Here is a 17,617-nt window from a genome sequence, read left to right on the forward strand (position 1 = left end):
AAGGTTCAATAAACTGTCTGTCTTATTTTTATAACAATCTAAATTACTTCTTTCTTCACCTAATTAAGCAATTGAAATGCATAGGACATTAATTTATTTGTTTCTGTAAAACGTTTTGTTTTACTTTTTGTCCCCATAACAACTGTAATAACACGATTATCGCCTTGCTTTGCAGTACCTGTAAAACAATACCCTGCGCTATCTGTAAACCCTGTTTTTAAACCGTCTATTCCTTCTATATATAAAGCTTTATTATTTTTGTTTAACATATCATTTGTGTTTGTAACATTAATATTATTAAATGCTAACTGACTTTGACGTAAGTGAGTCACTTCTAATATCTCTGGGTAATCTTTTATAAGATGATACGCTAATTTCGATACGTCAGCTGCTGTCATTTTTGTTTCACTTCCGTCGGGCTCCTGCAATCCGGAAGCATTCGCGAATTTAGCTTTATCTGACATTTCTAACTGCTTTGCTTTTTCATTCATAAGTTGAACAAAGTTTTTTTCTGTCTTAGCTACATGTTCCGCTAAAGCGACAGCCGAATTATTAGCCGATTCAATCATTAACGCATGATATAAGTCCTTAACAGTTAATGTATCATTTGCTTGCATCGGGATTTTTGCACCCTCTGTTTGTGCCGACTTTGCACTTATTTTCACTGGATCTTCCCAGTGGACTTTCCCATTATGTATACTCTCTAAAACGAGATATGCTGTCATCATTTTTGACATACTAGCAGGGGCAACAGCTTCATTTTCATTATTTTGATAAATAACTTCTCCATTACTCGCATCGATAATAATAGCTGCTTTTGCATCAATTTCTGGTGGTATATATTTTGGTGGAACTACTTTTTCAGATAGCCCTGTTTTAGGTAGCTCTGCCACTTGTAAAGGCTGAGTATCTACTTTTGTTTCACTCTTTTGAACCCCTTGGAAAAAGAACCAACATATACCCAGAATTACTACTAATAGGATTGTTAATCTTCCCCATTTTAACCGCTTCATTCTAAAACTCCTTTAGCAAACCTTTTATACACTCATGTTTAACCATAACAACAATTACTTTATATCGTCAAGGTAAAAAGTATATTTATTCATCTACAGCAATTATAATTTCAACCTCGTTCTCTTTTTCATATGTGTTACACTAAAAACAATAAAATATAAGAATATTCAATAATATCAAACCGCAAAAACACTATATAATAGAAAGGATTTATACAAATGATACTTCCAAAAGCATTAAAATATGGCGATACAATTGGCATCTACTCTCCCTCTTCACCAGTAACCTATACTTCTCCAAAGAGATTTGAGCGAGCAAAATTATATTTAGAACAGAAAGGTTTTCATATATTAGAAGGTTCACTAACAGGTCAATATGATTATTATCGCTCCGGGAGCATTAAAGAACGTGCTGATGAATTAAATGACTTGATTAGAAACCCTAACGTCTCTTGTATCATGTCGACAATTGGGGGACTGAATTCAAATTCATTACTACCTTATATTGATTATGAGACTTTTCAAAAGAATCCTAAATTAATGATTGGCTATTCAGACACAACAGCATTATTACTAGGAATTTATGCAAAAACAGGAATTCCTACATTTTATGGTCCAGCACTTGTTCCTTCTTTTGGTGAATTTGAGCCTTTCGTAGATTGCACGTACAAATATTTTGCGGATACTTTATTAACTGATCAACACCTTCCTTACAACATAAACCAGCCGTTATTTTGGTCAGATGAATTTATTAATTGGGAAGAAAAAACAAAAGAAAAAGATCTTCTACCGAACAATTGGATTTCAGTAATTGGTGGAAAAGCTACTGGACGTATTATTGGTGGGAATTTAAACACTATACAAGGTATTTGGGGTAGTCCCTATATGCCACATATTCAAGAAGGTGACATTCTCTTTATTGAAGATAGCTCAAAAGATGCAGCTACTATCGAAAGAAGTTTTTCATTACTTAAAATTAACGGCGTTTTTGATAAAGTTTCAGGTATCATCCTTGGAAAACATGAGCAATTTGATGATTGTGGTACAAATAGAAAACCTTACGAAATATTATTAGAAGTATTACAAAATCAAAAACTTCCTTTTCTAGCCGATTTTGATTGTTGTCATACTCATCCAATGATTACTTTGCCAATAGGTATTCAAGTAGAGATGAATGCAACAAATAAAACGATACAAATTATAGAACAGTGGAAAATCTAACTCTACTACCTCTATTATTTTCAGCTCTAAAGCTACGTATTGCCTTCTATTGTTTTACATTAGAAGACATGTTACTATATATTTTGGAATGTGAAGAAATAAACAAAAATCATTTCAATATGCCTTTTATATATAATAAGAAGCTATTGATTATATACATCGAGTTTACATACGTGTATATAAAGTAAAAGAGAGTGAATATATGAAACCAACTATTAAAAACTATGTATTTTTACATGTGGCCTTCTTGATATATTCTATCATTATGGTTTACATGAAATGGGCAGCTCAATTCCCTATTGCATCAATTTCATTTTTTATTGCTTACTTTGGGCTTGTTGTACTTTTATTCGGATATGCAATTCTATGGCAACAAGTCATTAAGAATTTTGAAATTTCTAGAGCATATTCACACCGTGGGATTATAATACTATGGTCAATGCTTTGGTCAGTATTCCTATTTGGAGATACGATACAGTGGAATCACATACTTGGCGCAGCTATTATTATCGTCGGAATTGTGGTGGTGACAAAAGATGAATAGTTATATGTTATTATTTATTTTCGGGATAATTTTAGCCAATTACTCACAAATATTATTAAAAAAGGCTACTTTACAACAATACGATTCTAGAATAAAAGAATATACGAATCCTTATGTTATCATCGGCTACTTTTTATTTGTAATTAATGCCGGATTAAATGTGATTGCCTTAAAAGGCTTGGCATTAAAGCAAGCATCTGCATTAGAATCATTAAGTTATATCATCATTTTAATTTTCAGTTGGTACTTCCTAGGGGAGAAAATAACGAAACGAAAAATCATTGGCAACATTATTATTGTCATTGGTGTAATCATCTATTGTATACAATAATAAAAAGATCCGTTTATCATAAACGGATCTTTTTGTTATTGTCCTAAATTTTGAACTTTATCTTTTAAATCCTGAACTTGTTCTATCGTCTGCATAAGCTCAGAGTTTTTAAACTGCTCTACATTCATTTTTCCTTCCTCTATTTTTTGCATAGAGGTATCAATTAATGTATTTAACTTTTCATTATATCCGACGATTTGCTGGTGAAGATCCTTCGCTACATCCGGTGGTGTTAATTCATTAAAAGCTGGTATATCTTGTTTAATTTCAGTAAGTTTCGTTTCTAGTTCTTTTCGAGCTTCTCCATCATTAACAGCCTTTTCAGCTAATGCTGGCGCTTCATTTGCAAATGCACTTATTTCATTTACATAGTCTGTCGCTTTTTGAGCGTAATCTATGGAGTTCTTCCCTTCCTCCACTAGCGAACATCCCATCAAACCAATTGAAACTACAATTGAAAGTAACATTGTTTTTGTAAACTTCATTTTGACCTCCTAAATAATTGTCATACTTTTATTCATTTATAAACACTTTGTTTTCTTCTTATACACTTTATCACATCATATCTTATTTTTTAATCTTCCTCTTATACATTCTAGAAAAATCATTATTATCCTGTTCAACATGTACCTCGAAACTATCTTCATTTAAATATAAAAACAGACATACTTATTTTAAGTACGTCTGTTTTCCAGGTAAGTATTACTCCCACTAATTAAAGTTTCTCTTTATCCTCTCACACGCCCTATTACCGTTACAATATCTATGTCTATATGTACACTAATAATATCTTCTATAATGTCCGTATATCCTTGGCCTAAAGGTGTTCCGTAATGTAATGAAATCTCTTTTTTTTCATAAACTGATTTCGGAACTGTAAAAATAAATTTCCTCATATTCCGTTCATCAGCAGGCTCCAGAATTAAAACAATGCCATCCTCTTCAAACATATAATCACGCCTTCCAACAATCCATTCACTATGGCTCAAGTATTGCCTTGAAAGGATAGGTTTTAAACACCCTTTCTAACAATATATAACCATTTCATGCTCAACTAGCTTATACGGCTTATATGATTTCACCACAAATACAAAAAACACAAACCTTGAACTATCAAGAATTTGTGTTTTTTGCATTTCATTCTTATATACCTTTATCAAGCTCGTATAACCTACGATATTTCTCATTTTCTTTCAGTAGCTGTTCGTGACTACCTTTCATAGCGATTTGACCACTATCAAGGAAAATCACTTCATCTACATGTTCAATTCCTACAAGATGATGTGTAATCCAAATAACAGTCTTTTCTTCTGTTGCAGAAAACATTGTTTCTATTAAGGCTAATTCTGTTTTAGGGTCTAAACCGATAGTCGGTTCATCAAGTACAATGATTGGTGCTTCTTGCATAAGAGTTCTTGCAAATGCTACCCTTTGCCTTTCTCCGCCAGAAAACCTCTTTCCCATTTCATGCATTTTTGTTTGTAATCCATCAGGAAGAGAAGCAATGTGCGGTGCTAGCTGCGCTTTTTCTAAAGCTTTCCATATCTCTTCATCATTAGCCTCTGGTTTACCAATCCGCACATTATTTCCAATTGTCGTATCGAATAAATGTGGTTTTTGATTTAATATAGAAATATATTTTGACAAAAAATCCGTATGAGCTTGTTCACCATTCAATATAACTTGGCCATTCACCGGACGTAGTGCCCCAGTTAACAATTTTAGTAAAGTAGATTTTCCTGTTCCACTTCTACCTAAAATAGCAATTTTCTTTCCTGCCTTTATTTGCAATGATACGTCTTTTAATACAGATTCATTACTATTCGGGTAATTATACGACACATTACTCAGTTCAATATCTACATGTTTTGGTATAACGTATTCTTTATCTCCAGGTAACTCCTTACCATCATCCAAAGCGCTATCACTTTCTACGCCATTAAGCCGATGAACAGATTCTATATAAGATGGAATTCGATCAATAGCATCTGATACAGGAATAAGCACATTCGTCACAGATAATGTCATTAATACGAATGCTGCAATAACTGTAGGAGCAATTTGTTCACTTGCTGATTGATTTCCAGTCCACATAATCATTGAAATAACTACAATACCCACTATTAAATGAATGATACTGTCTCGAATGTGGTACCAGCGTTTCACTCTCTTTTCTATCTTTAACAACTGGCCATTTTGCTCTACATACGCATTAATAAATTCATCTTTTCTACCACTCGCCTGCCAATCAGATAACCCAAATACAGCATCTGTTAATTGTTGATACAAACGATTTCTTCCTCGCTTCAGAGCAACATGATGTCGTTTCATCAAAAGTAGTGATACGAATGGAAGAAGAAAAACAATAACAGCTAACATACAAGCTGCGATAAGTGCAAATACTAAGTCAAATGCACCGATAACAAGTACGAAAATGCTATATACAACTAACGCTAATATACTAGGGAATATTGTACGTAAATATAGATTCTGTAAATGTTCTATATCATCAGACAATACACCTAGTACATCACCAGTTTGAAATCTTGAGCGCAAAAATAACGCCTGTGGTTCTACAATTCTATATAGTTTTGTCCTCATTTTTTCTAAAATTCGTAGAACGACGTCATGCCCTACTAAACGCTCTAAATAATGAAAGACAGCTTGCCCTATACTAAACGCACGCGTTGCAACTATAGGAACATATACAGCCATTACATTTTCTGGTCTGAGAGCAGATTTAGAAATTAAATAACCTGAAATGAAAAGTAACATCGCACCTGAACTAACTCCAAGAAGCCCGAGGAAAATAGTCAACGTCATTCTACCTTTATTTTGCTGTATATGAGGTTTAATCCAGTTACTCATCGCTCTCCCCCCTCTTCCCTATGAAAATGTAATGTCTCATTCTTTAAAAGTTCTTCATATGTTCCACTTTCTTTAATTTCCCCTTTATTTAAAATAAGAATATGATCCATTTGCTTCATCCAATGCAGACGATGCGTTGCAAGAAACACTAACTTACCTTCAAACAGACGTAACATCGATTGCTTTATTTCAAATTCAGTTTCAATATCAAGATGTGCTGTAGGTTCATCTAATAAAATGATTGGCTTTTTACTTAAAAGTGCACGTGCCATAGCGACACGTTGTTCTTGTCCGCCACTAAGCATACGTCCACCTTCTCCAATCCTTTCGTACATCCCATGTGGTAATGATGCAACGAGCGAACGAAGGCCCACTTCATTTATAACTCTCTCAACTTCTTCATCAAGTGTATTCGTTTCATAGAAACAAATATTATCTTTTAACGAAAGTGGAAAAATATAAGGTTGTTGCGGAATATAAGCAATATTTTTTTGCCAATCTTCTCGAGTAGATTCATCAACTTCCACACCATTTACTAACATCTTCCCACCCGAAGGAGGGAGAAATCCTGCTAACACATCGATTAACGTTGATTTCCCTGCCCCACTTTCACCAATAATGCCTATAGCACCGTTACCTTGCCAAGTAAAATCAATTCCCTCTAATATAGCCTTTTCAGATTCATCATTATTTACTTTTACATCTTGTAATTTCAAGCTACTAGAAGAATTCCATACTATATCTACATTTGAATCTTTCTTTTCTATTTCTTTTTGTTTCTGTAGAATTTCTTCTATTTGCTCCATTGCAAGTTGTCCATCTAATGTAGCATGATAATTCGCTCCAACTTGTTTTATTGGCAGAAAATATTCCGGAGCTAAAATTAAAATCGTAAGAGCTGGTAACAGTATTATCGTTCCATCTATTAACCGTATCCCTAATCCGACTGCTACAAATGCAATTGATAAACTCGTAAAGAAATCTAATGCAAAAGAAGAAAGAAAAGCAACTCGCAAAGTACGCATCGTTGCTTTTCTATATCGTTTACTTACTTTTTCAATCTTTCCTTCGTGCTGTTTACTTTTCCCTAAATACTTTAATGTTTCTAATCCTTTTAACGTATCTACAAAATGATTAGAAAGTACACGATATGTCTCATATTGGCTATCCGCCATTTTCTGCGCTGCTAACCCTAGAAGTATCATAAATATAATCACAATTGGAATCGTTACAACTAAAATGATTCCCGACTTAATGTCTAGTGTAAAAACATATAGAACAATTAGCCCCGGAACGATACTACTTCTGATCATTTTAGGAATTGTTAATTCAATATAAGTTTTAAATTTCTCAATACCTTCTATCGATAAAGTAACCAGATGGCCAGTCCCATTCGTTTGGACAAATCTCGGCCCTAATGTAAAATATGCTTCTATTAACTGTTTACGTAATGCCAATCCTGTTTTTTCAGCGAAACGCTCAACCAATATTTGCGATGCTCGCACCAACATTTGGCGTGCTGCAAACGTGATCCCAAAATAAACAGTTTCATTTAGCACAGCTTGCACTGTTTCTCCATGAAATAAAAATGTGATTGCTCGTGCTAAAAACACTGTCTGCGCAATGATACTACACGCCTCTAAAATGCTAATAAGACTTAAAGTTACATATAAAACTCGGCTACCAGGATACGACGGAAGTCCTCTTTTTCTTTTCATTAGTACTCCAAATCTTTGTCTGACTTAACAGGTTGTCTAAATACATAGAAACTCCATATTTGACTACCGATAACAAACGGTAAAATAGCAAGAGAGAAATAACTCATCAGTTTTAATGCATAAGGTCCTGATGCCGCATTATAAATTGTCAAATCATTTACCGCTCCTAATGAACTAATCATGACACGCGGGAACATACCGATGAACACACTTGCACTTAGCAAAATGATTGTTAAACTCGTCATAAAGAAAGCCCAACCATCTCTTCTTCTTTTATTTAATAAAGTAGAAACAAATAGCGCTACAAAAGCTCCAACTGGAACCATTAGCCACTCTGAACCATGTGCGGTGAAAATATCTGTTTTCCATAATCCTACAGCTGCAAAAACAAGAAGTGTTATTAATGCAAAAGGTGCAATCTTTGTCGCGGCAATACGTGCGCGTTCTCGTAATTTTCCTGTTGTACGTATAGTAAGGAATTGCAAACCATGAACAATACATAGAAGAAGAAACATAACTCCCCCAAGTAACGCAAATGGGTGAAGTAACTTCATGAATCCGCCTACCATATTTTTACTTTCATCAATTGGTACACCTGTCATAAAGTTTGCGATTGCAACTCCCCAAAGTATAGGCGGTAGCAAGCTTCCAATAAACATGCCCCAATCCCAGAAATTTTTCCACTTATGGTTTTCTATTTTCGCACGGAATTTAAAGGAAACGCCTCTTATAATTAAAGCAAGAAGCATAAACACAAACGGAATATAGAACCCACTAAATAAAGTTGCATACCAGTGCGGAAATGCCGCAAACATAGCGCCACCAGCACAAACAAGCCATACTTCATTTGCATGCCAAAACGGTCCAATTGTATTTAAATATATACGCTTTTCCAAATCATTTTCCCCTAAAAACCTTGAAACGATTCCTACACCAAAATCGAAACCTTCAAGTACAAAGAAGCCAACGAATAAGGTTGAGATAATTAGAAACCACAACTCATTAAGAGATAACATACTCTTCCTCCTTATCAAATGGATCATGGCTCTGATAATCCTTTTTCGTTTTCTTATTCGCATGTCCTTTAATGATACGAACGAATAAGTAAACAGTAATGCCTCCAATAATTACATATAGTGATGTGAATGAAACAAGAGAGAATAATACTTCTCCAAATGAAACATTTGGAGATACTGCATCTTCTGTTTTCATAACACCGAAGACAACCCAAGGCTGACGTCCCATTTCAGTCATAATCCAACCTACTGTATTTCCGATAAACGGAAGTGCAATTGCATATACCATTAATTTTAAATACCAAGTTTTTTCAACTAAACGATCTTTTCTTGATAAGAACCAGCCGTATACTCCTAGAAGAAGCATGAACGTTCCACTCATTACCATCGCTCTAAAACTCCAGAACATAGTATGTACTGGCGGAATATAATCTCCAGGTCCATATTTTTCTTCATATTGTTTTTGAATTTGATTCATCCCTTCAACTTGACCGCTAAATTTATCATATGACAATAGACTTAGCATATAAGGGATTTGAATTTCAAACGAATTTTCTTTCTTCTCTGTATCAATTTTTGCAAATACTGTAAATGGCGCTGGATCCTCACTCGTATTCCATAATGCTTCAGCTGCTGCCATTTTCATCGGATGTGTCTTAATTAAATTTTGTGCTTGTGCATGACCGAAAAATAATACCAATGCTGTTGAAATTGTTCCAACAACGATAGAAACTCGGAAAGACTTCTTAAACACCTCAGTCCCTTGTTGTTTTGCAATTTTCCATGCACTAACACCTGCAATAAAGAATGCACCAGTTGCAAGTGCCGCTGTAATTGTATGCGGGAATTGCACCCATAGTTGTGGATTTTGAATAATCGCCAAGAAATCATTCATCTGCGCACGTCCATCTGCAGCCATTTCATATCCTACTGGGGACTGCATAAATGCACTTGCAGTTAAAATCCAAAATGCTGATAACATTGTTCCTATTGAGAGGAGCCAAATACATAAAAGGTGAACTCGCTTCGGGAGTTTATCCTCACCGAATACCCATAAACCTAGGAATGTAGACTCAATAAAAAATGCTAATAAACCTTCAATTGCCAGTGACGGTCCGAAAACATCACCAACAAAACGTGAATATGTTGACCAGTTCATACCAAACTGAAATTCTTGTAAAATACCTGTTACAACACCTACTGCAAAGTTAACAAGGAATATTTGTGTCCAAAACTTTGTCATTTTCTTATAAACTTCTTGTCCCTTTACCACATACAACGTTTGCATTAACGCAATGATAAAAGCTAAACCAATAGATAACGGAACGAAAAAGTAATGAAAAATCGTTGTAGATGCAAATTGTATTCGTGCCAATTCGAGCGTTTCCATGCTAAAGTCACTTCCTTCATAATTTTTTATATCGTAATATCGATTGAATTGTATGAATTCACTTCATAACGAACAATTCAATCATTTGGAAATACAAAAAGATAAATTCGTTTATGTACTTTCTGAAAATATAGATTGTCAGTTTTTTAGATAATTACAAAAGAACTTTCTTCATACGATTTACCTTTTCACTATTTCAGTAGTGTTTTATTCGCTAATCGAATTGTATAATATACTTACATAATAAATTCAGGTGATTTTTGACGTATTATTGACAGGATTTTGTCTGAAATATGTCTTTTGTAATTTTTTTGAATTAGATTTCTCACATTTAAAAAATGTATTTTTCAAACATATAACATACTCTTATATCAATTATTATTACGTTTTTCTCTTCATACGCTTGACTTTACTCTTGAAAAATGTCCTCGAATCAAATCCGAAAATACGCTAGATTTTTGTCAAGAGAAAAATGTATTTCCAAAATTCAAATCAATAATATTGTTATTCACAAATAGAAAAAAACTTCCCTTTCTCTAGACATAAAATTCGTTTTTTTGTCATTTTTTCTAACTGAATATTAGCCCACGCCAGTCGGGCGGCCCGCAAATAGCGAGCTAAATATAAAAAAGTACCGAGAATAGATTATATTCCCGGTACTTTTATCATTATTTTTTTGTATATTTTCTTACAGCTGGCATAATTTCAGTAGCAATTAATTCAATGTTTTTCTCAATCTTATCAAATGGTACACCGCCAAAATCAATTTGTGCCATAAAACGTTGTTGCCCAAATAATTCATATTGATAAAGCATTTTTTCAATAATTTGTTGTGGGCTACCAATCATTAACGCATCACGGTGATCTACTACATTAGTAAATTGTTGTTTCGGATACCCACCACCACGTAGTGCAAGCATACCAGCATTAATATGAGGATAATATTCACTAAGTGCATCTTGTGAATTTTCTGCTGCATAAAATAAACTTGTTGTCGCAATTGGCAATGTTGCTGGATCAAAACCACTTTGCTCAGCAGCTTCACGATATGCATCAACCGAAACTTTAAAATTAACAGCTGGGCCACCAAGTGTCGTAAGCATCATTGGTACACCTGCGCGTCCTGCCTTAATCGCACTAGCAGGTGGCCCTCCAACAGCACGCCAAATTGGCATATTGTTATTTTTAGCTCTCGGTATAATTGCCGCATGTTCAAGTGGTGTTCTAAACTGCCCTTTCCATGTTACACTTTCTTCTTTATTTATTTTTAATAAAAGATCCATCTTCTCTTCAAATAGTTCTTCATAATAATTTACATCGTAACCAAGTAAACTATATCCCCCAATACGAGATCCACGACCAGCAACGATTTCAGCACGACCATTAGAAATTAAATCGATTGTGGCAAAGTCCTCATATACACGAACTGGATCTGACGTACTTAATACTGTTGCAGAACTCGCGATTTTAATATTTTTCGTAGCTTGTGCAATAGCTCCTAAAATAACTGTATGAGCTTGCGTTGTAAAATGCGCTTGATGACTTTCACCGACAGCAAACACATCAATTCCAGCTTCATCTGCTAACTTAGCTGTTTCAATTAGTTCATGAATTCTTTTTTCTGCACTTATTTTCGAACCATTATGCGGATTTAAAATATGATCTCCAATTGAATATAATCCAAATTCAATTCCTTTACTTGTATCAATACGATATTTTTCCACAGTTGCTCTCTCCCTTTTAATAAAGCGGTATTAATTTCTCTTCAATCTCTTTTCTTCTCTCTTCTAAAAATGGTGGTAAATCCAGCTCTTTTCCTAATTCTTCAACTGCTGAATCTACTGTAAATCCTGGTCCATCCGTCGCAATCTCAAATAAAATGCCATTTGACTCACGGAAATATAAACTTTTAAAATAAAAGCGATCGATAATGCCTGTTGATTGGAACCCTTTATCTTTCACCGCTTCATTCCAATAACTCAGTTCTTCATCATTTTTTACACGAATAGCTAAATGATGAATACTCCCTTTTCCAGGTCTTTCACTCTCTCCCTCTTGCTGTTTCACCAAAATTTCTCCAAAAGATTGACCAGCTATAGATTGATAAATCCCCTCATCGTCTGAACGAGATACTTCTTTATAACTAAACAAGCCTGTTAATGTTTTTGATAATTTATTTAAACTGCGCACTGTCATTTCAACTGTCCCCATACCTAAAATACGATGATTCTGCTCTACAGAAGATTCCTCCCATGCAGTCCAATATTCAGGCACCTCTTCACCGTTATTATTTAACAGTACTAACCGTAGGCCATCTGGATCTTCAAAGTGCAGTGCGTCTCTTCCGGCGTAAGTTGTAATTTCCCCATGCGCCACCTGGAGCGACTCAAAACGTCTCTTCCAAAATGTAAGACTTTCTATTGAAGGTACGAGTAAGCCTATTTGTGTTATTGCATTTGTACCACGGATTGTTCTTCCTACATTCGGCATTTCAAAAAATGATAATTCAGTTCCGGCACTCCCTGTTAAATCGCCATAAAACAAATGATACATAAATGGATTATCTTGATTGACTGTCTTTTTCACTCGGCGTAATCCTAATACTTTTTGATAAAAATCATTATTTGTTTTCGCATTTTTTGTCACCATAGAAATGTGGTGATGCCCTGGAATTGTATACATAATATTTCCTCCTCTAACCATCACTTGATTAGTCAATTGATGGTGTAAAAAAAATTACTCATGTGGTAATTCTTTTTTTTCACTATGCTTATGAACTTTTGTCATTAACGCGTATAGTATTTTCTGTTCTTCCTCATCTAATACATCATCAAAAAAGGATGATTGGAATGCAAGTTGCTCTGGCAATGCTCTTTCTAATACTGCTTCACCCTTCTCAGTAAGGCTAATCATTTTCGTTTTCCAATCTTGTTTACGGACTATATACTCTTCTTTTTCAAGGCGTGTTAACATTCTAGAAATACCACCTTGCGTCACAGTAACTTTTTCGGCTAACTCCATTTGTGTAAGGGGCTGATAAATCCGTATTTGCATAAGTACATCAAATTGAGCTGTCGTCAAATCAAAACGTTTCAAAAACTCATTTGACATCTGATTACTTTGGTTAGTAAATCGTATTAAACGTAACCAGATTAACGATCCTATCGTATTTTCACGCATGTATTGTCACTTCCTATCGTGAATCTCACTATCACTTTACCACTCAAGTGATAGTAATGCAAGTATAAAGATTTAAATATCAACAGCAGTATATATTTAAAATTTCATTCATTACTATATTTAAAGCTGCCACAGCTTTTGGCCAACCAACGTAAAAAGCCATATGTGTTATTAATACAATCATTTCATTTTCCGCGATCCCATGTTGTTTAGCTAGTCGCAAATGAAATGGTAATTGTTCTGTATTACCAAGACTGATTAGTGCCGACACTGTACATAAACTTCTTTCTCTTAATGTTAAAGTGGCATCCCGCCACACTTCTTCAAACAATATCTCTTCACTATAATGAGCAAATGCAGGTGCCATTTCTCTCATTTTCTTTTGAATATAAAATTCAATTGGTTCATTCATCATTTTACTCCCCCTTCCTCTTCACTAGTTGTGCCACCCCTTGACCAAATGACCAGTTTTCAGCAGATGCCTCATGTAGCGTAATAAAAATGTCAGCCTGTTTAATATTAATATACTCAGAAATTTTATTAGATATTGATTGATACAAATCCTTTTTCTGCCTTAGCGTTCTTCCTGGTCCACATGTAATAGAAACATGCATTATGTTCTCTGCTCTCTTTTCTTCTCGCTCTAACAAATAATGTGGACTGTAAAAAAATTGGTTTGGTTGATAAGGTAAAAACATTTGAAAATAATCATTTTCAGGGATATTAAAATGATCAATTAACGAAAGGTGGATACATTCACTTATCTTTTTTAACTCTTCTTTATTTAATGTACTTTCAGAATAATAAACGTTTACAAAAGGCATATATTCTCATTCCTTTTTCTTATTTTGGCATTCAAGAAGATTTTATTGTGAAATGTGTAAAATCTCATATATTGTAACATTGTCCATTACATCTATTTCAGGCTTCTCATTATAAAAATTGAATTGACTATAACCCCATTTATCTGGATTATAAACTATTACATTACCTAAACACTTTTCTGTATTTTTTACATTTTCGTTCATTGTATTTAATTGAGTACCAATCAATGATTTACTTTGAGAAATACTTCCTTCACATTCAACAACATATCTACTTTTCTTAAAATCATCACTTAGATTAACAACTAAAGGAACACCTATATTTATTTGTTGCCATCCAAATGATTGTAAAATATTATCGTAATATCCTTCAAAGATAAATTTGTTCATCCCTTCATGACTATTCCAAATATATAAAGGTGCATAACAATTATAGAAATTCCCATTCTTACCCGCCTCAGCAATTAAATAGGCTTTAAAATTCATTTCTTGAAAACCATCTGTTTTATACCCATTATCCATTACCCTTTTCCTAATAATCTCCATGTCATAATCCTTTGGCAAAATGACCTTATATTGCATTCCAATCATGTTTATCACTCACTTTCGATATTATATACATAATGATAAATCGATGTTGGATCGGTGTAAAATAGGTATAAATTATGCTTGCTATCATTTATAATGATACCGTATAAGGGGCTGAAATGAATGGAAATAAATGATCTTATCATATTTAAAACTGTAGCGAATGAGGGCTCTATTAGTAAAGCTGCTAAAGAGTTAGGTTATGTTCAACCAAATGTAACTGAGCGAATCAAAAAATTAGAACAAGAATTAGAAACAGCTTTACTACATAGAGATAACAAGGGGGTTTCACTGTTACCCTCAGGTGAAATTTTATTAGATTACACTAGCAAAATATTAACTTTATTAGAAGAAGCAAAAGATGAAATTAAAATGAGTTGTACATCTTATCGAATAGCGACGTCACAATCTATTTTAACTAATTATTTGAGTACGCGTATTAAAGAAAATTTCAGGAATTATCAAATATACATAGAAAGTAGTAGTCATTTGCAAAAACTGCTACAAAAGCAAAAAGTCGATATGATCATAAGTTATGAAGATAATCTAGATTCAGCATTTAAAAAAGTATTCAGTACAACAATTTCTATTGGCTTATTAAAAGCAAAAGAAAAGTGTTACATCGACTATTCAAAGGAACTTTTTTTCGTTAGTAACGATACGAAGTGCCCTTTTAGAAATCGGACAATACAATTTCTAAAAGATAACAATCTATCTCAGCGTCAACTTCAACAATTAGACTCTTATTCACTTATTGAAGAATTCATCGCTGAGGGGAACGGGATAGCCTTTTTACCGATTAGAAATGATAAATTAGCACCAATTGAAGATATGCCACTAGAAAACCTATCTATTAATTTTTTTACGCATCGAGAATTAGAAAAAAAGATTCCCATTGAACTATTCAATTAAAACAATTGACTTTTTTAAAAAATATCAATTTCATGAATTACATAAGCCAGAGTTCTCTTTCTAGAAATGAAAAATCCCTCCTTTAACTTATCTAAAGGAGGGGGTTTCATACTATAACTTCACTTAAAACCTTTTCCACCCATTTTTTACACGTTCTGTTCCACCTCCGTACTCTTCTCCTTCTTACCCCTTTTAAAATTCTTCAACTTTTTAACTGTTCCAACTAACCCTTTCGGAAAAACTAGTAGCACGATAATATACAATAAACCAAGAATAATCGTCCATCTTTCAAAAATCGGATATTCCGTTGCTAGTTCGGATAAATAATACTTCAATGATTCAATAATCCCAGCTCCAGCGATTGCTCCGATTAACGTTCCAACTCCTCCAATCATTGTCATCAATAATGCGTTTAGTGTCATTTCAATTGAAAATACCGTCGTATTTACAAAACGCAATGTGATAACGAATAAACCACCGCTAATTGTAGCTACTACTCCTGCCACTACACTTGCGATAATTTTATAATGGAGAACTTTATAGCCAAGTGCTTCAACACGTTGTTCATTTTGTGAAATAGCCTTTAATACTTTTCCAATAGAAGACCTTGTGAAAAGACGTAACAAAATGAAGATGCTGATTAAACATATAAGTGTTACGTAATAATACGTAAAACGATCACGGAATATATCTGGTACACGAAATGTAAATCCATCTCCTCCGTGAGTCAGCGAACGCCATTTTTCAGCAAGTACAAAAAACAACTGAGAAATAGCGAGCGTTAACATTGCATAAAAATGACTTTTCAAACGTAATGAAAGCATACCGATTATATAACTAACGATGGCTGATACAATAATTGCGGCTGCTATTCCTATGAAAAAGTTCATTATGGATACTCCTTGCCGATCAAACAAGAGTGCCACCCCATACGCCCCTATACCAAAGAACATACAATGACCGAATGAAACAATACCTGTATATCCAAGGAGAACATCAAAACTCATAGCGAAAATAGCAAAGATGAAGATTTGAGTAAACAAAATTAACAAGCTCCGTGAATCATTTACGAATGGAAATACACTTAAACAAATGAGCATAAATACTCCGAAGTATACTTTAATTCGACCCGATATGCTGTTCACCATGTCACCCCTTTTCACCAACGAGTCCCGTTGGCTTCACTATTAAGAAAAATAGTAACATTAACATATTGATTGCAAGAGATAAATCTGGTATAAAATACGCTGTAAAAGCACCGGCTAATCCGACGATTAAAGAAGCGAGCGCTGAACCTTGTACGCTACCTAATCCTCCAATGATAACTACTATAAAGGCTAAAATTGCATACTGCATACCCATCTCAGCGAAAATAACTCCTGAATATGGTGCTAGTAGAAAACCACCTAACGCCGCCATCCCTGCTCCTAATAAAAAAACAAACGAGAATATCGCTTTTACGTTAATTCCGAGAGCTTGAGCCATCTCTTTATCCATTACACCCGCGCGAATCATAAGTCCTATCTTTGTTTTTTTCAGCAATAATAGTAAAGCGATGTAAATTAGTATCCCAACTAAAATAACGAATAGGCGATATTTTATTAAGATAACTCCTCCAAATGTAAAACTTCCTTGAAGCCATAACGGTAATTTTGCAGCGATTGGATTAGGACCCCAAAATATTTTGATGCACTCGCTAAGAACGAGCATTCCTCCGAGTGTAACGAGAAGCTGCCGAACATGGTTTCCATACACTGGTCTAATAAGAAACCTTTCTAAAATGAAACCAAGAAACATACCCATAGCGACTGCGCCAATTAGCGCTAATAAATAACTATCTGTCATATTAAATAACCAAACGCCTGTAAATGCTCCCCATGCAAATAAACCGCCATGCGCAAAATTTAGTACACTCATTAAACCGAAAATAAGTGATAGACCAGACGCTAATAAAAAAATAAGCATCCCTGTCGAAACGCCGTTTACAAATAAGTTAATTAGCACATCCACGT

Annotated in this window: 19 protein-coding genes; 4 read left to right on the plus strand and 15 right to left on the minus strand. The window is 34.2% G+C overall.

What is annotated here, in order from left to right; genetic code table 11:
- Positions 1-59 precede the first annotated feature (59 nt).
- Positions 60-1,013, minus strand: a complete 954-nt coding sequence (locus ACE38F_RS18480; protein ID WP_375370645.1) for a D-alanyl-D-alanine carboxypeptidase family protein — start codon at positions 1,011-1,013, stop codon at positions 60-62.
- 219 nt (positions 1,014-1,232) lie between these two features.
- Here ACE38F_RS18480 and ACE38F_RS18485 point away from each other — a divergent pair, with 219 nt between their 5' ends.
- The 3 genes from ACE38F_RS18485 (at position 1,233) to ACE38F_RS18495 (ending at position 3,109) form a co-directional block, all read left to right on the plus strand.
- The gene (locus tag ACE38F_RS18485) at positions 1,233-2,234 is read left to right on the plus strand and encodes a S66 family peptidase (protein ID WP_375370644.1); all 1,002 of its coding nucleotides are present in this window, start codon (positions 1,233-1,235) and stop codon (positions 2,232-2,234) included.
- Positions 2,235-2,436: 202 nt separating this feature from the next.
- Positions 2,437-2,778: an EamA family transporter gene (locus ACE38F_RS18490; protein ID WP_070141862.1), complete on the plus strand. Its 342-nt coding sequence runs from the start codon at positions 2,437-2,439 to the stop codon at positions 2,776-2,778.
- Complete coding sequence (locus ACE38F_RS18495) at positions 2,771-3,109, plus strand: EamA family transporter (protein WP_375370643.1); 339 nt, start codon at positions 2,771-2,773, stop codon at positions 3,107-3,109. The genes ACE38F_RS18490 and ACE38F_RS18495 overlap by 8 nt, the downstream gene beginning before the upstream one ends.
- A gap of 35 nt (positions 3,110-3,144) precedes the next feature.
- Here the strand turns inward: ACE38F_RS18495 and ACE38F_RS18500 are convergent, their stop codons facing one another.
- The 12 genes from ACE38F_RS18500 to ACE38F_RS18555 all read right to left on the minus strand — a co-directional run bounded on the left by ACE38F_RS18500 (position 3,145) and on the right by ACE38F_RS18555 (position 14,696).
- Positions 3,145-3,594 carry a DUF6376 family protein gene (locus ACE38F_RS18500; protein WP_070141860.1) on the minus strand — a complete coding sequence of 150 codons (450 nt, stop codon included), beginning with the start codon at positions 3,592-3,594 and terminating at the stop codon, positions 3,145-3,147.
- A gap of 243 nt (positions 3,595-3,837) precedes the next feature.
- Positions 3,838-4,059, minus strand: coding sequence for a hypothetical protein (locus ACE38F_RS18505; RefSeq protein ID WP_215556038.1), 222 nt, complete (start codon positions 4,057-4,059; stop codon positions 3,838-3,840).
- Between the two features lie 193 nt (positions 4,060-4,252).
- Entirely contained in the window at positions 4,253-5,977 is a 1,725-nt protein-coding gene (cydC, locus tag ACE38F_RS18510; protein ID WP_375370642.1) for a thiol reductant ABC exporter subunit CydC, read from the minus strand.
- Entirely contained in the window at positions 5,974-7,695 is a 1,722-nt protein-coding gene (gene cydD, locus ACE38F_RS18515) for a thiol reductant ABC exporter subunit CydD (RefSeq protein WP_375370641.1), read from the minus strand. The genes cydC and cydD overlap by 4 nt, the downstream gene beginning before the upstream one ends.
- Positions 7,695-8,711, minus strand: a complete 1,017-nt coding sequence (cydB, locus tag ACE38F_RS18520) for a cytochrome d ubiquinol oxidase subunit II (RefSeq protein WP_375370640.1) — start codon at positions 8,709-8,711, stop codon at positions 7,695-7,697. The genes cydD and cydB overlap by 1 nt, the downstream gene beginning before the upstream one ends.
- Positions 8,698-10,101, minus strand: a complete 1,404-nt coding sequence (gene cydA, locus ACE38F_RS18525; protein ID WP_375370639.1) for a cytochrome ubiquinol oxidase subunit I — start codon at positions 10,099-10,101, stop codon at positions 8,698-8,700. Before cydA ends, cydB begins: the two co-directional genes overlap by 14 nt.
- Before the next feature lie 668 nt (positions 10,102-10,769).
- Complete coding sequence (locus tag ACE38F_RS18530) at positions 10,770-11,825, minus strand: LLM class flavin-dependent oxidoreductase (RefSeq protein ID WP_375370638.1); 1,056 nt, start codon at positions 11,823-11,825, stop codon at positions 10,770-10,772.
- A gap of 16 nt (positions 11,826-11,841) precedes the next feature.
- A complete protein-coding gene (locus ACE38F_RS18535; protein WP_375370637.1) occupies positions 11,842-12,783 on the minus strand; it encodes a ring-cleaving dioxygenase in 942 nt (313 codons plus the stop codon).
- A 54-nt stretch (positions 12,784-12,837) separates the two neighbouring features.
- Complete coding sequence (locus ACE38F_RS18540; RefSeq protein ID WP_002148721.1) at positions 12,838-13,281, minus strand: MarR family winged helix-turn-helix transcriptional regulator; 444 nt, start codon at positions 13,279-13,281, stop codon at positions 12,838-12,840.
- 79 nt (positions 13,282-13,360) lie between these two features.
- The gene (locus ACE38F_RS18545; protein WP_375370636.1) at positions 13,361-13,696 is read right to left on the minus strand and encodes a carboxymuconolactone decarboxylase family protein; all 336 of its coding nucleotides are present in this window, start codon (positions 13,694-13,696) and stop codon (positions 13,361-13,363) included.
- Position 13,697: 1 nt separating this feature from the next.
- Entirely contained in the window at positions 13,698-14,105 is a 408-nt protein-coding gene (locus ACE38F_RS18550) for a tautomerase family protein (RefSeq protein ID WP_215556030.1), read from the minus strand.
- 42 nt (positions 14,106-14,147) lie between these two features.
- A complete protein-coding gene (locus tag ACE38F_RS18555) occupies positions 14,148-14,696 on the minus strand; it encodes a DUF4865 family protein (protein ID WP_375370635.1) in 549 nt (182 codons plus the stop codon).
- Between the two features lie 120 nt (positions 14,697-14,816).
- Here ACE38F_RS18555 and ACE38F_RS18560 point away from each other — a divergent pair, with 120 nt between their 5' ends.
- The gene (locus ACE38F_RS18560; RefSeq protein ID WP_375370634.1) at positions 14,817-15,605 is read left to right on the plus strand and encodes a LysR family transcriptional regulator; all 789 of its coding nucleotides are present in this window, start codon (positions 14,817-14,819) and stop codon (positions 15,603-15,605) included.
- A 146-nt stretch (positions 15,606-15,751) separates the two neighbouring features.
- Here ACE38F_RS18560 and ACE38F_RS18565 read toward each other — a convergent pair whose 3' ends face one another.
- Both ACE38F_RS18565 and ACE38F_RS18570 read right to left on the minus strand, forming a co-directional pair.
- Positions 15,752-16,705, minus strand: a complete 954-nt coding sequence (locus ACE38F_RS18565) for a branched-chain amino acid ABC transporter permease (RefSeq protein WP_375370747.1) — start codon at positions 16,703-16,705, stop codon at positions 15,752-15,754.
- A gap of 49 nt (positions 16,706-16,754) precedes the next feature.
- Positions 16,755-17,615, minus strand: coding sequence for a branched-chain amino acid ABC transporter permease (locus ACE38F_RS18570; RefSeq protein ID WP_375370633.1), 861 nt, complete (start codon positions 17,613-17,615; stop codon positions 16,755-16,757).
- Positions 17,616-17,617 lie beyond the last annotated feature (2 nt).

The organism is Bacillus altaicus (assembly GCF_042136375.2).
Classification (GTDB): Bacteria; Bacillota; Bacilli; order Bacillales; family Bacillaceae_G; genus Bacillus_A; species Bacillus_A cereus_U.

Bases quoted from the DNA above. Each gene is read 5' to 3' on its own strand.
- ACE38F_RS18535 (WP_375370637.1), bottom strand. From the start codon at position 12,783: ATGTATACAATTCCAGGGCATCACCACATTTCTATGGTGACAAAAAAT.
- ACE38F_RS18540 (WP_002148721.1), bottom strand. From the start codon at position 13,281: ATGCGTGAAAATACGATAGGATCGTTAATCTGGTTACGTTTAATACGA.
- ACE38F_RS18495 (WP_375370643.1), top strand. From the start codon at position 2,771: ATGAATAGTTATATGTTATTATTTATTTTCGGGATAATTTTAGCCAAT.
- ACE38F_RS18545 (WP_375370636.1), bottom strand. From the start codon at position 13,696: ATGATGAATGAACCAATTGAATTTTATATTCAAAAGAAAATGAGAGAA.
- ACE38F_RS18555 (WP_375370635.1), bottom strand. From the start codon at position 14,696: ATGATTGGAATGCAATATAAGGTCATTTTGCCAAAGGATTATGACATG.
- ACE38F_RS18500 (WP_070141860.1), bottom strand. From the start codon at position 3,594: ATGAAGTTTACAAAAACAATGTTACTTTCAATTGTAGTTTCAATTGGT.
- ACE38F_RS18490 (WP_070141862.1), top strand. From the start codon at position 2,437: ATGAAACCAACTATTAAAAACTATGTATTTTTACATGTGGCCTTCTTG.
- cydD (WP_375370641.1), bottom strand. From the start codon at position 7,695: ATGAAAAGAAAAAGAGGACTTCCGTCGTATCCTGGTAGCCGAGTTTTA.
- ACE38F_RS18560 (WP_375370634.1), top strand. From the start codon at position 14,817: ATGGAAATAAATGATCTTATCATATTTAAAACTGTAGCGAATGAGGGC.
- cydC (WP_375370642.1), bottom strand. From the start codon at position 5,977: ATGAGTAACTGGATTAAACCTCATATACAGCAAAATAAAGGTAGAATG.
- ACE38F_RS18565 (WP_375370747.1), bottom strand. From the start codon at position 16,705: ATGCTCATTTGTTTAAGTGTATTTCCATTCGTAAATGATTCACGGAGC.
- cydA (WP_375370639.1), bottom strand. From the start codon at position 10,101: ATGGAAACGCTCGAATTGGCACGAATACAATTTGCATCTACAACGATT.
- ACE38F_RS18485 (WP_375370644.1), top strand. From the start codon at position 1,233: ATGATACTTCCAAAAGCATTAAAATATGGCGATACAATTGGCATCTAC.
- ACE38F_RS18505 (WP_215556038.1), bottom strand. From the start codon at position 4,059: ATGTTTGAAGAGGATGGCATTGTTTTAATTCTGGAGCCTGCTGATGAA.
- cydB (WP_375370640.1), bottom strand. From the start codon at position 8,711: ATGTTATCTCTTAATGAGTTGTGGTTTCTAATTATCTCAACCTTATTC.
- ACE38F_RS18480 (WP_375370645.1), bottom strand. From the start codon at position 1,013: ATGAAGCGGTTAAAATGGGGAAGATTAACAATCCTATTAGTAGTAATT.
- ACE38F_RS18550 (WP_215556030.1), bottom strand. From the start codon at position 14,105: ATGCCTTTTGTAAACGTTTATTATTCTGAAAGTACATTAAATAAAGAA.